This window comes from Nesterenkonia xinjiangensis, assembly GCF_013410745.1.
Taxonomy (GTDB): domain Bacteria; phylum Actinomycetota; class Actinomycetes; order Actinomycetales; family Micrococcaceae; genus Nesterenkonia; species Nesterenkonia xinjiangensis.
The window spans coordinates 1-15,242 of the sequence record NZ_JACCFY010000001.1; the positions used below are offsets into that span (position 1 = coordinate 1).

Annotated in this window: 17 protein-coding genes; 7 read left to right on the forward strand and 10 right to left on the reverse strand. The window is 68.0% G+C overall.

All coding sequences use genetic code 11. From position 1 onward, the window contains the following. From HNR09_RS00005 to HNR09_RS00015, 3 genes are all read right to left on the reverse strand, one after another. The coding region (locus HNR09_RS00005; protein ID WP_343047378.1) for an FAD-binding oxidoreductase at positions 1-1,337 on the reverse strand (1,337 nt) is incomplete at its 3' end. Further along, positions 1,334-2,917, reverse strand: a complete 1,584-nt coding sequence (locus tag HNR09_RS00010; protein WP_179540186.1) for a GMC family oxidoreductase — start codon at positions 2,915-2,917, stop codon at positions 1,334-1,336. The genes HNR09_RS00010 and HNR09_RS00005, both read right to left, overlap by 4 nt. Next, on the reverse strand, positions 2,917-3,498 hold the full coding sequence (locus HNR09_RS00015) for a hypothetical protein (protein ID WP_179540187.1): 582 nt from the start codon (positions 3,496-3,498) through the stop codon (positions 2,917-2,919). Before HNR09_RS00015 ends, HNR09_RS00010 begins: the two co-directional genes overlap by 1 nt. Before the next feature lie 144 nt (positions 3,499-3,642). Here HNR09_RS00015 and HNR09_RS00020 point away from each other — a divergent pair, with 144 nt between their 5' ends. The 3 genes from HNR09_RS00020 to HNR09_RS00030 all read left to right on the forward strand — a co-directional run bounded on the left by HNR09_RS00020 (position 3,643) and on the right by HNR09_RS00030 (position 5,780). Further along, complete coding sequence (locus HNR09_RS00020; RefSeq protein ID WP_179540188.1) at positions 3,643-4,398, forward strand: IclR family transcriptional regulator; 756 nt, start codon at positions 3,643-3,645, stop codon at positions 4,396-4,398. A 176-nt stretch (positions 4,399-4,574) separates the two neighbouring features. After that, a complete protein-coding gene (locus HNR09_RS00025) occupies positions 4,575-5,405 on the forward strand; it encodes an SDR family oxidoreductase (protein ID WP_179540189.1) in 831 nt (276 codons plus the stop codon). 45 nt (positions 5,406-5,450) lie between these two features. Beyond that, positions 5,451-5,780: a putative quinol monooxygenase gene (locus tag HNR09_RS00030; protein WP_179540190.1), complete on the forward strand. Its 330-nt coding sequence runs from the start codon at positions 5,451-5,453 to the stop codon at positions 5,778-5,780. Positions 5,781-5,845: 65 nt separating this feature from the next. Here HNR09_RS00030 and HNR09_RS00035 read toward each other — a convergent pair whose 3' ends face one another. Both HNR09_RS00035 and HNR09_RS00040 read right to left on the reverse strand, forming a co-directional pair. Further along, positions 5,846-7,378 (reverse strand): sodium:solute symporter family protein, encoded by a 1,533-nt coding sequence (locus HNR09_RS00035; protein WP_218881848.1) that lies wholly within the window; start codon positions 7,376-7,378, stop codon positions 5,846-5,848. Continuing rightward, positions 7,371-7,604 (reverse strand): hypothetical protein, encoded by a 234-nt coding sequence (locus HNR09_RS00040; RefSeq protein ID WP_218881849.1) that lies wholly within the window; start codon positions 7,602-7,604, stop codon positions 7,371-7,373. Before HNR09_RS00040 ends, HNR09_RS00035 begins: the two co-directional genes overlap by 8 nt. A gap of 214 nt (positions 7,605-7,818) precedes the next feature. On the opposite strand from HNR09_RS00040, the gene HNR09_RS00045 reads away from it, so the two are divergent. From HNR09_RS00045 to HNR09_RS00060, 4 genes are all read left to right on the forward strand, one after another. Next, a complete protein-coding gene (locus tag HNR09_RS00045; RefSeq protein ID WP_179540192.1) occupies positions 7,819-9,063 on the forward strand; it encodes a CaiB/BaiF CoA transferase family protein in 1,245 nt (414 codons plus the stop codon). Beyond that, the gene (locus tag HNR09_RS00050) at positions 9,060-10,070 is read left to right on the forward strand and encodes a hydroxymethylglutaryl-CoA lyase (RefSeq protein ID WP_179540193.1); all 1,011 of its coding nucleotides are present in this window, start codon (positions 9,060-9,062) and stop codon (positions 10,068-10,070) included. Before HNR09_RS00045 ends, HNR09_RS00050 begins: the two co-directional genes overlap by 4 nt. Further along, positions 10,051-10,728 carry a GntR family transcriptional regulator gene (locus tag HNR09_RS00055; protein WP_179540194.1) on the forward strand — a complete coding sequence of 226 codons (678 nt, stop codon included), beginning with the start codon at positions 10,051-10,053 and terminating at the stop codon, positions 10,726-10,728. Before HNR09_RS00050 ends, HNR09_RS00055 begins: the two co-directional genes overlap by 20 nt. 103 nt (positions 10,729-10,831) lie before the next feature. Next, a complete protein-coding gene (locus HNR09_RS00060) occupies positions 10,832-11,617 on the forward strand; it encodes an AAA family ATPase (protein WP_179540195.1) in 786 nt (261 codons plus the stop codon). Between the two features lie 116 nt (positions 11,618-11,733). On the opposite strand, the gene HNR09_RS00065 is transcribed toward HNR09_RS00060, so the two are convergent. The 5 genes from HNR09_RS00065 to gcvH all read right to left on the reverse strand — a co-directional run bounded on the left by HNR09_RS00065 (position 11,734) and on the right by gcvH (position 15,155). Then, the gene (locus tag HNR09_RS00065; protein WP_246348923.1) at positions 11,734-12,321 is read right to left on the reverse strand and encodes a MerR family transcriptional regulator; all 588 of its coding nucleotides are present in this window, start codon (positions 12,319-12,321) and stop codon (positions 11,734-11,736) included. Positions 12,322-12,664: 343 nt separating this feature from the next. Further along, complete coding sequence (locus HNR09_RS00070) at positions 12,665-13,267, reverse strand: bifunctional nuclease family protein (RefSeq protein WP_179540196.1); 603 nt, start codon at positions 13,265-13,267, stop codon at positions 12,665-12,667. A 197-nt stretch (positions 13,268-13,464) separates the two neighbouring features. Further along, positions 13,465-14,223, reverse strand: coding sequence for a transcriptional regulator FtsR (gene ftsR, locus HNR09_RS00075; RefSeq protein WP_343047380.1), 759 nt, complete (start codon positions 14,221-14,223; stop codon positions 13,465-13,467). 76 nt (positions 14,224-14,299) lie between these two features. Then, complete coding sequence (locus tag HNR09_RS00080; protein ID WP_179540197.1) at positions 14,300-14,737, reverse strand: FHA domain-containing protein; 438 nt, start codon at positions 14,735-14,737, stop codon at positions 14,300-14,302. A gap of 31 nt (positions 14,738-14,768) precedes the next feature. Next, complete coding sequence (gene gcvH / locus HNR09_RS00085; protein ID WP_179540198.1) at positions 14,769-15,155, reverse strand: glycine cleavage system protein GcvH; 387 nt, start codon at positions 15,153-15,155, stop codon at positions 14,769-14,771. Between the last annotated feature and the right edge of the window lie 87 nt (positions 15,156-15,242).

Consider the following 15,242-nt stretch of genomic DNA (forward strand, 5'->3'; position numbering starts at 1 on the left):
TCGAAGAGGGCGATGAGCTCCTCACAGGTGTGGTGGAGCCGCTCGACGGGCACCGCGATGTCCTCCAGCAGGGCGGTGGTGCCGCTGGGCCGACTGCCGGCCACGGCGGTGAACAGGCCCTTGCGGATGTTCCACAGCGCCGTCCGCCGCGCGGAGTCCTGGGAGAGCAGGCTCCCGGGGGCGTCCGGGGAGACGGCGTCGATCGTCGCCAGCGGCAGTCCTGCGAGCGCCTGATCGGCCGCGGCGATCCGTTCGGCGAGGGCGGCGGCGTCGGGCTCCTGGAGCTCCACGAGGAGAGCGGCGTGCCCCACGACGTCGAGATCGGCGAGATCGGCGGGAACCTGAGGGGCCTGCTGCGCGACCCGCAGACTGGCGGCATCCATGAGCTCCACGGTGGCGAACCCGACCTCTACGAGTGCAGGGATGGCCCGGGCGGCGTCGGCGAGGCTGGCGAAGACCAGCAGGCCGGTGGAGGCGTACGGCCGAACCGGCACGGTGCGGAAGGTGGCCTCGGAGAGGAAGGCGAGGGTCCCTTCGCTTCCGATGACCAGATGCTCGAGGATGTCCGCCGGGCGGTCGTGGTCGAGGAAGGAGTTGAGCCCGTAGCCCATCGTGTTCTTGAGGGAGTGCAGCCGCCGCAGCCGCTCCACCGACTCCGGATCGCTGCGGATCCTTTCGCGCAGCTGCTGCAGGCCGGCGTGGATCCGAGGTTCTCCGGCCTGCAGCCGGGCGTCGGCGTCCTCGGCCCCGGTGTCGACGACGGTGCCGCTGGGCAGCACCAGGACCGCAGAGTCCAAGGTGCGGTAGGTGTTGGCCTCGATGCCGCAGGCCATCCCGGACGAGTTGTTGGCCACGACTCCCCCGATGGTGCAGGCGATCTCCGAGGCAGGGTCCGGCCCGAGCTTGGTGCCGTAGGGCATCAGCCGCGCATTGACCGAGCGGACGGTGCTCCCGGGGCCGGCGCGCACGCGGGCACCGTCGTCGAGCACCTCCACGGAGCGGAAGCCGCGCCGGGTGTCCACCAGGACCGCGTCGGTCACGGACTGGCCGCTGAGGCTGGTGCCTCCGGAACGGAACGTCACCGGGACGCGGGCGTCGCGGCAGGCGGCGAGGACCCGTCCGACCTGTGTGACATCGCGGGGCCGGACGACCACCTGCGGGGTGAGCAGGTAGTGGGAGGCGTCGTGGGCGGCGGCCAACCGGTCGGTCGCCCGGAGGCCGAGCGCCACACCTGTGGCCTCGAGTACGGACAGCAGCGTCTCGTCCGGCGCCGGCAGCGACCCGACCGCCCCCCGCGCGGCAGCCGAGTCCTGCGTCTTCTCCGTGGTTCCGCTCACAGCGACTGAGCCCTCAGCTGCTCGGCGATGTACTCCGCCTGGCGGATCGCCAGGGCGACGATGGTCAGGGTCGGATTGGCCGCCGCACCAGTGGTGAACACCGAACCGTCGCTGATGAACAGGTTGGACACATCATGGGTGCGTCCCCAGCGGTCGACGACGCCCTCCTCGGGCCGCTCGCTCATCCTGGTCGTCCCCAGATTGTGCGTGGACGGGTACGGCGGAGTGCGGTGAGTCGAGACCGCGTCCACCGCTTGGTAGACCTTCTCCCCCTGCCCGTAGGCATGCTCTCGCATGGCCACGTCGTTCGGGTGGTCGTCGTAGTGCACGTTGGGCACCGGCAGCCCATTCTGGTCCTTCACCGTGGAGTTGAGCGTGACGCGGTTGGACGCCTGGGGCATGTCCTCCCCCACGATCCACGTCCCGGCGGTGTTTGCGTAGGCATCAATGAGTCGAGTGAAGTCCGGCCCCCAGGCACCGGGCTCGGCGAAGGCCGCCATGAACGCCGGTCCGAGGGAGATGGTCTCCATGTAGTAGCCGCCGGCGAATCCGCGGTCCGGGTCGTGCAGCGACTCGTCGCAGATGACCCCGGCCATCGTCTCCCCGCGGTTCATCCGCACCGGGTTCTCGAACTGGCCCCACACGGTCCCGGTGAGATGGCGCATGTAGTGGCGTCCCACCTGACCGGAGGAGTTCGCCAGCCCATCGGGGAATGCCGGGGTGGCCGAGAGCAGGAGCAGCCTGGAGGTCTCGATCGCGTTGGCCGCCACGCACACCACCTTCGCTCTCTGGCGGTGAAGATTCCCCTCAGAGTCGAGATACAGGACGGCATCGACCGTGCCTTCGGCGTCATGGGTGATCTGCACGGCCTGGGACTCCGGGCGGAGGTCCAGCAGCCCGGTCTTCAGCGCTCGGGGGATCTCGCGGACCATGATCGACCATTTGGAGCCGTTCTTGTCCCCTTGGAAGTTGAAGCCGTCCTGGATGGAGGCCGGTCGCCCGTCATACTCCTCGGCGTTGGTGGCATAGGGGCCGGTGGCGTAGAAGCGGTAGCCGACCCTCTCGGCGCCGTTGGCGAAGACCTTGTAGTTGTTGTTGGCAGGAAGCGGCTTGCGCCCGTGCACATGGGTGGATCCCATGGCCTGCTCCGCCAGGTCGTAGTACGGCTCGAGTTCCTGAAGACTGATCGGCCAGTCCAGGAGATCCGCGTCGTCGACCCGCCCGTAGACGCTGCGGGCCTTGAACTCATGGCTCTTGAACCGCGGTGTGGCACCCGACCAATGGGTGGTGGTCCCTCCCACCGCTTTGACGATCCAGGCCGGAAGGTTGGGGAAGTCCCGGGCGATGCGCCAGGAACCGCTGGTGGTCCGCGGATCCAGCCAGGCCATCTGATTGAAGGCCTCCCACTCATCATTGACATAGTCCTCACCCGTGAGCTGGGGACCGGCCTCGAGGACCACCACGGGGATACCACGGCCCGTGAGCTCGTGGGCCAAGGTCCCTCCACCGGCGCCGGATCCGATGATGACCACGGCGTCCTCCTCCGCCTCGATGCGGGCGCCGTTCGTGGATCCTGCCATCACTTCTTCACCTCTTCCATGTCGCAGCTCGTGGTGCCGGGCTGATTGGTGCTGTCGACGCGCCGTTCCGCGGCGGCCGGGCGCGGCACCTCGAGAGCGTGCGGGGCGATGTCGGGCATCTGCTCGCCCTCGGGGTACTCGATCCTCGGGTCAGGCAGCCAGTCGAGGTCGTCGAACCCGCGGTGCAGGTAGCCCCCTCTGTCGAAGGACGGCCCCTCATAGCCGACGGCCTCCCACACCTCGGCGTCGTCATAGAGGTTCAGCACCGCGGTGCGCCGGACGAAACCGAAGAACTCGGTACCGTCGACCCGCCGCAGGATCCTCAGTGCCTCGTCCGGGTCGACCTCACGGAAATCGCCCCCGGCGAGGTGGTTGAGCGAGAGCAGTCCCTGGGTGAGCGCGACTCGGAACCAGGTCTCCTCCTCGGCTTCCTTGAGGATGGTGTCCGCGGTGCGCTCATAGGGACCGTCCGAAAATTGCGGATGGGGGAAGGCGATGCGCAGGACACGGATCAGCGCCTGCCGCGCCTCCTCCGTCATCTGGGTCGCATTGAGCGAGGGGTACTTCGCAGGGAAGACCATGAGTCTGCTCCTTCGTCTGCTGCGTAGGCTGCTGCCAGCGGGTGCCCTGAAGCTATGTGATCTGCCACACTGTCACCAGGTCGATTCTCATCACATGAGAACCCCGATCCGTGCCCGGGGCGGGCACGGGAAGAGGAGGAGCCCATGCCACAGACTGCTGTGATCACACGGGTCTTCTCCGTGCTGGAGGCGGTCTCCGGCAGCGGCAGCGCGAGCGCCAAGGAGGTCGCCGAGCGCCTCGAGATACCTCTGCCCACCGTCTATCGGCTGCTGCACAAGCTGGTCGACGCCGGGTATCTGACCCACCTGCGTGAGGCGGGCCGCTTCGAACTGGGTCCGAAGGTCTTCGACCTCGGCCTGTCCTTCCGACAGCGGCTGATCGCCCCCTCCCCGATCCGACAGGCCACCGACGAGCTGCACCGCACTCTGGGGACCGCGGCCTACTTCGCGATCTACCGGGGGTCGGACATCCTGCTCACTCACCTCTCAGACTGCGAGACCCACCCCCGGCTGCGGCCGCTGCGGTTCGGCTTCCATGAGGCAGCCCACGCCACGGCCTTCGGAAAGATCCTGCTCTCCGGGATGCCGGAGGATCAGTGCTCGGCCTATCTGCGGGCCCGAGGGATGGTCCGACTGACCGAGCACACCATCGTGGACCCCGTGCTGCTGGCCGACCACCTCCAGGACGTGTCCACCCGTGGAATCGCCTGGGAGCAGGAGGAGTTCATCGCGCGACAGACCTGCGCGGCGGTGGGCATACGCAATGCCCAGGGGGTCAACGTGGGCGCGTTGGCGATCAGCATGCCCGCTCAGCAGAGCAGCAGCCGGGAGCGGGAGGTGGAGGCGGCGCTGCGGGAGTACGCCGGACGCTGCAGCCGATACCTGCGCGCCGCCGGCTGACCCGGCGTCCCGCCTCTTCCTGCCTCAGCGACTCCAGGCCGCCGTGTTCTCATCTGGTGAGAACGTGACTTCCGCCACGTGGATGCGATGTGAGCAGAATGCTGCCACCGATCGTCTCGCCGGCATCTCGGCGCCCCGCATCGGACCAGTCCATCGATCCAGCACTGGAGGCTGACATGCGCACCGAACCCATCCCTGACGCCGTTGCGGGGGCCCGCCATGAGGAGCACACAGCTCGAACCGCCGTGGTCACCGGTGCGGCCCGAGGCATCGGCCGGGGCATCGCCGAACGACTCGGCCGCGATGGACTGCATGTCGTGGTCGCTGACCTGCCAGGCGCCGTCGAGGGGGTGGAAGAGACGGCGCAGACGATCCGTGAGGCCGGCGGCACCGCCACCGAGGCGGAGGTCGACATCACCTCCGAGGCATCCACCGAGGCACTGGTCAGGACCGCCGCGGATGTCGGCGGGCAGCTGGACGTCTTCGTCGCCAATGCGGGAATCGCCCAGGTGGAGGAGCTGGTCGACTACTCCGTCGCCGACTTCCAGACCATGCTGGACGTCAACGTCACCGGGATGTTCCTCTCCTACCGGACCGCCGCCCGGCAGATGATCGCCCAGGGCACCGGGGGCAAGATCATCGGCGCGGCCTCGATCGTCGCCTTTCGGCCCTTCGCGCTGCTTGGCCCGTACTCCGCCTCCAAGTGGGCAGTCCGTGGGCTGACCCAGGCAGCTGCGATGGAGTGGGCCGACCACGGCATCACCGTCAACGCCTATGGTCCCGGAATCGTGGGAACCGCCATGTGGGATCTCATCGATGAGAAGCTCGGCGCGAAGGAAGGGCTGCAGAAGGGCGAAGCCCTGGAGCAGAACGCGCGCTCCATCCTGCTGGGGCGGGTGTCGGTGCCAGCGGACGTGGCCCAGCTCGTCTCGTTCCTCTCGTCCCCCGATTCCGACTACATCACCGGACAGACCATACTGGTGGACGGCGGCATCCAGTTCTCCTGACGCCTGCCCGAAGCCCATCCCCCTCCCGACCCGAAGGAGAGAACCATGATCTTCATCGTCGTGAAGTTCCAGGTCAAGCCAGAGCTGGCTGACCAGTGGCCCGAGATCACCCGTGAGTTCACCGAGGCGACGCGGGCCGAACCCGGCAACAAGTGGTACGAGTGGTCACGCAGCCTGGAGGACCCGAACGAGTACGTCCTCGTCGAGGCCTTCGACGACGACGCCGCGGCCGCGCACGTCACCAGCGAGCACTTCCAGAAGGCCACGGCCCAGGGGAGCCCCATGCACCAGGCGCTGGTGTCGACCCCGAAGATCATCTCTCGGAAGATCGACGGCGACGACTGGGACGAGATGGGCGAGATGACGGTCAGCTGAACCTGCCCTCTCCGCTGCCGAGCCCGGCCCGTCGGGCCCTCCGTTCCGGGAGGGCCCGACGGGGCTCAGCCTCGGGCCGGGGGTGTCGCGCTCTCGGTCAGCGTCGCGGTGGCCCGCTGGCTCTCTGCGCTGGGCGGCCGCAGCCAGGACCCCACCACACAGATCCCGAAGTTCAGCAGCAGCCCGTAGGTGCCGCCGTGCACACCGAGGAACGTACTGTGGCCGCTGAGCGTCATCACGGCGGCGACTGCGGCCCCGACCAGCATGCCCCAGAACACCGCGGTCGAGGACAGCCGCCGCCAGTAGAGTCCGAGCACGAACGCCGGCGCCACCTGGACCAGGATCTCGAACTTCAGCACGAAGATCTGATACAGCGTGCCCGGCGGGTTCCAGGCGATCCACAGCAGCAGGGCGATGAGCACGATGCCGGTGATCTTGCCCACCAGCACCTTCTGCCTGTCCGAGGCGGCAGGACGGATGAGCTTGCCGTAGATGTCGTGGGAGATCATCGAGGAGAAGCTCAGCAGCACCGAGTCCGCGGTGGAGACGATCGCGCCGACCACGGCACCGAACAGGATCACCATCGTCCAGTAGAAGAACGGGTTGAGTGAGGCGACGTCGTTGGCCAGCATCCCGACCAGCTCCTCGGAAGCAGAGACGTCCAGCCCCGGGTAGAGGTCGATGCAGATGATGCCGACGACGAACACCAGCCCGGAGGTGATGAACGGCATCCAGGTCATCCGGGCCAGGGACCGCTTCAGGATCCGTTCGGACCGTGAGGAGTAGATGCGCTGGATGGCGTGGGGGTACATGGCCGCGCCGAATCCCACGATCACGAGCATCGAGAGCCAGTTGATCGAGGTCAGCGTGTCAGGAACGCCGATCTTCTCCGGCTCGTTCTCCGCGATGGAGGCCGTGAGGTCCGTGATCCCGCCGCCGGTCAGGGCGAGGGCGCCGACCAGCATGATCACGATGCCGACCATGAGGATGATCCCCTGCATCGCATCGGTGATGGCGACCGCGCGCATGCCGCCCAGCCATTCATAGACCAGCATGACCACGATGAAGGCGATGACGGCCCATCCATAGGGGATGGCCCCGCCGGTGAGCCCGGAGACGGCGTGGCCGATCGCGACCAGCTGCTCCAACAGGTAGTTGGCCAGGCCCCAGAGCATCAGCACGATGGCCAGTGCCGTGACCGCCCGGGAGTGGAAGCGCTGGCTGATCCAGTCCGTCGGCGTGACGAAGCCGCGCTTCTTCCCCACCGCGTAGAGCCGGGGCGCGAAGAGCAGATAGATGCCGATGATCACGGTGAAGAACGGAATCGACTGCAACCAGGAGAAGCCCTCCCGATAGGCCTGTGGAGCGTAGCCGACCACCGTGTTGCCGCTGTACTGGGTGGCGTACAAGGTGAAGAAGAGCGTGATCACGCCCAGGTTCCGCCCGGCCAGGTAGTACTCGCTGACGCTGCGGCCCAGACCCTTGCCCCGGCCGCACAGCCAGCCGATGAGGATCATCGCGGCCGCGTAGAGACACAGGATGATGATCGCGTCGGCACCGGCGAAGGCGAGCTGAGCGTCCATGGTCTCGTCATCCATGGTTCTTCGCCTCCTCCTCGTCCTCGACGATGTTCCATTGCGTGAGGCAGACCCAGGTGAGGAACGCGCTGAGCCCTGCCGAGAGGGCGAGCACGATGACGACCCAGTATGGGATGCCGAACAGGAACGGCTCGATGCTGCCCTCCGGCAGGAACCATGGGGCGTTGAAGAGGACGAGCGCGCCCAGCACGGCCCAGATCCATGGCCTTCGGATGGGTTCCTTCATGTCCATATCCTTCGGAAAGTTGTATACGAAGCTGCTGCCACTTGACTGCCCCACGTGTGCTGCGGAGGCCTGAGAGGCTCCACTGCAGCCATCTGGTGTCGATTCGGCGACGGCGGACGCGGCGACGGAAGGAATCGTATACTATTGTGTGTGATTTCGCTCACTGCGCCCGCCCGAGGCGGCCGGCCCGACCCACCCAGGAGGACCCACCACGATGGCCCCATCGACGACGGCCGAGGACCCGAGAGGCGAGGCCGCTCATCCGGCGACAGGACCGCTGGCCGGCGTACGGGTCGTGGAGATGGGCCAGCTGATCGCCGGTCCGTTCTGCGGCCAGCTCCTCGGCGACATGGGCGCTGACGTCATCAAGATCGAGGAGCCCACCACTGGGGATCCGCTGCGCCAATGGGGGCGCGCCCATCCGCAGGGCGAGTCGCTGTGGTGGGCCGTGCTCGGTCGGAACAAGCGCTCCCTGGCCCTGGACCTGCGCTCGGCCCCCGGCCAGCGCATCGCCCGCGAGCTCATCGCCGGATGCGACGTGCTCATCGAGAACTTCCGGCCCGGCTCGCTTGAGCGCTGGGGATTGGCACCGGAGGAGCTCATCGAGGACAACCCCGGCCTGGTCATGGTCAGGGTCTCCGGATTCGGCCAGACCGGCCCCTACTCCACCCGCCCCGGCTACGGATCTATCGGCGAGGCGATGGGCGGACTGCGCTACATCGTCGGCGACCCGCAGACCCCGCCCTCGCGGGTCGGGATCTCCATCGGGGACACGCTCGCCGCGACCTTCGCCGCGCTCGGCGCCCTGTCGGCACTGCACGAACGCCATCGCAGCGGCCGCGGCCAGATCGTGGATGCCTCGATCTACGAGTCGGTGCTCGCCGTCATGGAGTCCTTGGTGCCGGACTGGGCACTGGGCGGAGTCCAGCGCGAACGCAGCGGCTCCATCCTGCCGAAGCTCGCTCCCAGCAACGTCTATCCCACCCGCGACGGAGTGTGGACCATCATCGCCGCGAACCAGGACACCGTGTTCCGACGCCTGGCCGAGGCCATGCGCCACCCTGAGCTTGCTGAGGATCCACGATTCGTCGATCATCACGCACGTGGCGAGCACCAGGCGGAGCTGGACCAGATCATCGCCGAGTTCTCCTCCGGTCTGGATGCCGAGGAGCTCGAGGAGCTCCTTGAGGCCCACGCCGTGCCGGTGGGCAAGATCTTCCGCCCGCAGGAGATGCTGACCGACCCGCAGTACCAGGCACGGGAGTCGATCACCGCCGTGCCCCATCCGGTGCTCGGGGAGGTCCCCATGCAGAACACGTTCCCCCGGCTCAGCCGCACCGACGGAGCCGTGCGGTGGCCCGGCCCGGCGCTGGGCGCTCACACCGACGAGATCCTGTCCGAGCTGGGCCGTGACGACGATGCCCGCGCAGGGCTGCGGGCTCAGGGAGTGATCCGATGACCGCCCACTCCACGCCCACCACGCTGAGACAGGCCTGGGGGCTGCCGGACACGACCCGTGTGGTGGAGGTCGGTCTGCGCGACGGCCTCCAGGCGATCAGCACCCCGGTGAGCACCCAGACCAAGCTCGAGATCGTCCATCGGCTCATCGACGCCGGGGTCCGAGAGATCGAGGTCGCCTCCTTCGCCCACCCCCGGGTGCTCCCCCAGCTCGCCGACGCCGAGGAGCTGCTGCGACAGGTCCCTCGCGACCGCGGTGTCACCTATCGGGCGCTCGTGCCCAACCTGCGCGGCATGAGACGTGCCGCCGAATGCGAGATCGACGACGTCGCCGTCGTCGTCCCCGCCGACGACGGGATGGCCCTGAAGAACCAGAACCGCACGACGGCCCAGCTGATCGCAGAGGTCCAAGAGATCGGGCGGATCGCCGCTGACGTCGGTCAGAGGCTCATTGTCGCAGTGGCCTGCGCGTTCTTCGCGCCCTGCCGTGGACCGGTGTCTCGGGCCGAGCGTCTCGCCGTCGTCGAGGGCGCCCTGGAAGCCGGAGCGGCGGCCGTGTATCTGGCCACCACCACCGGCGAGGAGCACCCTGGCGAAGTCCACGACGGCATCGCCGAGGTCCGCGACCGTCACCCGGAACTGGGCTGCGGCGCGCATCTGCACAATCGCAACGGGTTCGCCCCGGCCAATGCGCTGGCCGCACTCTCCGCCGGGGCGGACTGGCTGGAGACGTCCTTCTCCGGCCTGGGCGGGGACATGTGGTTCCCCGGCGATCCCACGGTGCTGGGCAACATGGCCACCGAGGACCTGCTCCACCTGCTCCACAGCATGGGCATCTCGACGGGGATCGACTTCGAGCAGCACCGCCGACTGGCCGCCGACGTCACCGCGATGACCGGCTTCCCGGTCACCTCCTTCGTCGCCCGCGGCGGCAGTCGCGACGATCTCGCCGCCGCCCGATGGCCGGACCAGACGCAGGGGAGAGTCGATGGCCCCGCTCAGCGATGACGTGCTCGGCCTGATCGCGGTCGGCGAGTACACCGGCGGACAATGGCTGCGCGAAGGTGCCCTCGCCGAGCGGCTCGGCGTCTCCCGCACGCCGGTGCGCGATGCGCTGCGCGAGCTGGCGGCGCTGGGGGTCCTGGACCTGGTGCCCCACCGGGGCGCGCGGATCCGGGAGTACGCGTTCGCGGACATCGAACAGATCTATCACGCTCGTGCGCGGGTCGAACCCGCGGTGGTGGCCGACGCAGTGCCCCGTCTGCGAGAAGATCACCTCGAGCGGCTGCGTCAGCTCAGCGACCGCATGCATGCCATGGCACACGACTCCTCGCGGCGCCCCGAGCTCTCGCGGCTGAACAACGAGTTCCACCGGGTCTTCCTCGACGCGGCCGACAACCGTGCGCTCGCCTCCTCGGCCCTGCACCTGGTCACTCCCCTGCTGGTGGCTCACGTCTTCGCCGCCTACTCAGAGGAGGCCCTGGCCCGATCACTGATGCATCACGACGAGCTGATCCTCGCCGCTCAGTCCGGAGACGCCCGCTGGGCCGAGGCGATTATGACCTCGCATATCCTCAGCGGCCTCCATGGGCACCGCGCCGCTCACGCCGCAGCCGGAGAGTCAGGCCCCTCCGCAGCCGATCCCGGGGGCTCCCTCGGACGGTGAGGGGACTCGCCGGACCTGTCACCTGGGCACGGATCCCCGTCACACCCGGACGTCCCGGGACGTCGCCACCACAAACGTGCGGGGAATCCCTATGATGGGACCTGTGCAGATCATGAGCGTGTCCAGCTTGAAAGGCGGGGTCGGGAAGACCTCGGTCACCATGGGGCTGGCGTCGGCAGCCCTCCAACGAGGAGTCAGGACGCTGGTCATCGACCTCGACCCGCATGCTGACTCGACCACCGGCCTCGCGGTCTCCCGTGGCTCAGGCACGGAGGCAGGTCAGCTGCTCAAGGACGCCCGCCGCACCCGGATCTCCGAACACGTGGTGCGGTCCGGCTGGCTGGACCTGCTCCCCGAGGAGCTGCGCGCCGACGCCAGGCTGGACGTCGTCGTCGGCTCGGCCCTCTCTGCCACCTTCGACCGCCCGGACATCCGGCCACGGGACATGCGACGGCTGCGCACCCTGCTGACTGGCCTGACCGACTACGACCTCGTCCTGGTGGACTGCCCGCCGTCGCTGGCCGGGTTGACCCGCATCGCCTGGGCCGCCTCCCACCAGGTGCTCCTGGTCGCCGAGCCGAGCCTGTTCTCAGTGGCCGGCACTGAGCGCACGATGCGTGCGATCCGCCTGTTCTCCAACGAGTACGCCCCGCAGCTCAAATCCGCAGGCGTGGTGGTCAACCGTGCCCGGGCGGACTCCACCGAGCACGAGTACCGCCTCCTGGAGATGGAGCGGCTCTACCAGGAGAAGCTGATGCTGCCGGTGCTCGAGGAGAACGCCTTCTGGCAGCAGATCCAGGGCGCCGCCTATCCGGTTCACCAGTGGCCCGGGGACCAGGCCCGCGACCTGGCGCGATCCTTCGACGAGCTGCTCAAACAGCTCCTCTGAACCGTCGCGGGCAGAGGTCCTGGCATGGCGAAGGGGCCCGATCAGATGATCGGGCCCCTTCGCCATGCCAGGACCTCTGCGTGGGCGTTCCTCTGCCGCCGCGTCCGTCCTGCCGCTCAGGAAGCCTGGGAGCGGCGCCGAGCGCGCATCTTCGCGATCTCATCCTGCTGGCTGAATGCTGAGAGCTCCGAGCCGGCCGCCTGCTCGGCGGAGACCGGAGCGGGAGTCTGATCCTCCACGTCGGAGCGTTCACGAGGAAGTTCGGCAAGGCTGCCCTCAACCTCGCGCCACACCCTGCCCACGGCGATGCCGAACACCCCCTGACCTCCCTGGACCAGGTCGATGACCTCATCCGCGGAGGTGCACTCGTAGACCGAGGCGCCGTCCGACATCAAGGTGATCTGCGCCAGGTCTTCCACGCCGCGTTCACGCAGGTGCTCGATGGCGCTGCGGATCTGTTGCAATGAGACTCCGGTGTCCAGCAGCCGCTTCACCACTTTGAGCACCAGGATGTCCCGGAACGAGTACAGGCGTGCCGAGCCGGAACCGGAAGCGTTGCGCAGGGAGGGCTGCACCAGCTGAGTGCGCGCCCAGTAGTCCAACTGACGGTAGGTGATGCCCGCGGCGGCGCAGGCGATCGGGCCCCGATAGCCCATCTCCTCGTCGAGGTCCGGAAGACCGTCGTCGAACAGCCGCTGCTGCAGCGCGGGTCTGGAGGACGCACGGTGCGCGCCCTCCGGGGTTCTGCTCTGCGCCCGCTGCTCGTCGGCGCGAGAATCAAGACTCACGTGTTGCCTCCTCGGTGCGGTCCCGCCGGGGGAAGTTCGTCGCCCCCAGACCGCACCTCGCGGTGACGACTGAGCAAGTCCGGACGACGCATGCGGAAACCTTCTTCCTCGACGGTAGAACGGCGACAGCCAGGGGTCAAAGACATCCGGTCCTGCCCCCTCGGCGTGTCGTCAGATGCGCGTGTCACCTGCGGAACTGCCCCGCCCCATGACGTCCACACTCTACTCCCCGGGGCTGACAGGCGCACAGGCCCCACGCTCAGGAATTCGACTTTCCGAAGTCCTCCGGTTCCGCACCGTCGAGGAACTTCTGGAACTCCTTGATCTCGTCGGCGGAGATGGGACCACGCTTGGCCACATCCGAGGCCTCCGGGCTCGTCCCCATGGGGGATGCGGGCCGCTGGGGCCCACCGGCGGCACCCTGGGCTTCCCCGCCCTCAGCTGTCCGATAGCGCGGAGTCACGGCCACGGCTCGCAACGTGGACTCGGCCATGGTGATCGGGGAGCCGGTGCGCACGGCCACCGCGATGGCGTCCGAGGCGCGGGAATCGAGCACCTGCCCGCGACGCAGCCGAATCGTGCCGAAATAGGTGGAGCTGTCGAGTAGGCCGATCTCGATGGATTCGACGCCCTCGGCCAAAGTGGAGAGCGCCTCCACGAGGAGATCGTGTGTCATCGGCCGCGGTGGGGTCTGGCCGTCCATCCCCATCGAGATGGCGGTGGCCTCCGAGGTTCCCACCATGATCGCCACGTGGAGATCCTCAGTTCCTGGTTCCGCCCCACGGAGCATCACCACGGGCTGGTGCGAGGGCACTTCAATGCGGACGCCCACCACATCTAGTCGGATCTGCCGCTGTGTCATCGGACTGCGACCTCCCCCGCTCCGGTGCACGTCGCCTCGGGTGCGGCGCGAACTCTCGCGCACGACGTCTGTGCACTTCCATAGTCACCGGGACAGGGAGCAGTTGTCCAGACCTGCCCGCACGTCAGCGGCCTTCAGGCATGATCGCGACTACGGTCGGGGCGGTGACGAAGACGGCCCCCGGTCCACGCGCCGTGTCAGTCCTTGTCGAGGGACTCCACGGCAGTGTCCATCATCGAGGAGCGCAGATCCTTGAGGGACTGCAGCATCTCCTTGGATGACTCGGCCACGCGGGCACGGGCGGCGGCGTCCTTGCGGGCCGCGTAGGGCGCCATAGCCCGGCCGATGAGATCGAGCTCGTTGTCCGCTGAGCGGCGGATGTTCACCAGATGCTTGGGCTCGAGCCCATAGCGGGCGAGCACACGCACAGCCTTGACGGCCTTGAGGTCGTGATGACTGTAGGTGCCCTCCGCATCGGCTCGGATGATCCGAAACTTCTCCAGGGTGTCCAGCATCCCGCGCGTGGCACCCGACTGGGCACGCAGTTCCTTCCGGGTCAGCGGACGGATCCGCCCGGTGATCTGCGCGGCCATCTCAGTGGTGACTTCACGGGGTCCCACCGGCGCCGCCTCGGGGAGGTCATCCGGCTGCTCGCCGGCATCCAGGGCGTCCATCGTCTTCTTGATGACGTCCAGGGGCATGTATCGGTCCCGCTGCAGAGCCAGGATGAAACGGAGCCGCTCGACGTCGGCGGCACAGTACTTGCGATAGCCCGAGTGGGTGCGTGCCGGCTCGACGAGATCCCGTTCCTCGAGGAAACGGAGCTTGGACGCCGTCAGGTCCGGGAAGTCGCTCTGCAGCTCACGGAGGACCTCGGAGATCGTGAAGACGTGCTTGGTCGCCGGGTCGACGTCCTCGACGGACGCCTTCGGCTTCCTCAGGGGCGAGACACTCACGGCGCATCCTCTTTCGGGCTCAGGGGGAAGGAGCAGAGACCAGCCTCAGGATAACCTGCTCAGCAGCAAACCCGGCTCATTTGCTGCCGGCATAGTAGGTGAGCCGGAACTTTCCGATCTGCACCTCGTCCCCGGCCCTGAGGGTGTAGCGGTCGACACGGTCGTGATTGACGTAGGTGCCGTTGAGGCTGCCCAGATCCTCGAGCTCGAAGCCGCCGTCGACCCGGCTGAAGGTCAGATGCCGGCGCGAGACGGTGACGTCGTCGAGGAGGATCTCCGCCTCCGGGTGACGCCCCACTGTGGTGACGTCCTTGTCCAGGAGGAAGCGTGCCCCCTGGTTCGCCCCCGAATGCGCCATCAGCAGCGCCGACCCCTGCGGCAGGGCGGCGATGGCTTCACGGTCATCCTCGGTCAGGCGCGGCTGCGCGGCACTCGCGTCAGCCGGCGGCAGCGAGATGCTCGTGGTCTCAGCGATGTTCTCGCGCTCATCCGGTGCACCCGGCGTCGTGGACACAGCGGCCTCCCTTCCCTTCAGCGATCTCGTCTCAGCCTACCTGGCTTTCATAGTCTTCGGCAGAGAGCAGCGAGTCCAGCGCTGCCGCGTCCGTCAGCTTGACCTCGAACAACCACCCTCCGCCGTAGGGGTCGGAGTTGACCGCACCCGGGTCGGCCTCCAGGGCCTCGTTGATGGCGACCACCTCGCCCGCGACCGGGGCATAGATGTCCGAGACGGACTTGGTGGACTCCACCTCACCGACGACGTCACCGGCGGCGACGATGCTGCCGGTCTCAGGGTGCTCCACGTAGACGACGTCGCCCAGGGCGTCCTGGGCGAAGTCGGTGATCCCGACACGGACGACGCCCTCGGTGTCCGTGGTGGCGATCCACTCGTGCTCGGCGCTGTACTTCAGCTGGGCCGGGATGGTGCTCATGTTCAACTCCGCTCGTCATCGGGCAGGGTCCCCTCGGGGCGCCGGAGAGGCGATCGAGGCGGACGATCCATGGACAACTTAGCACCT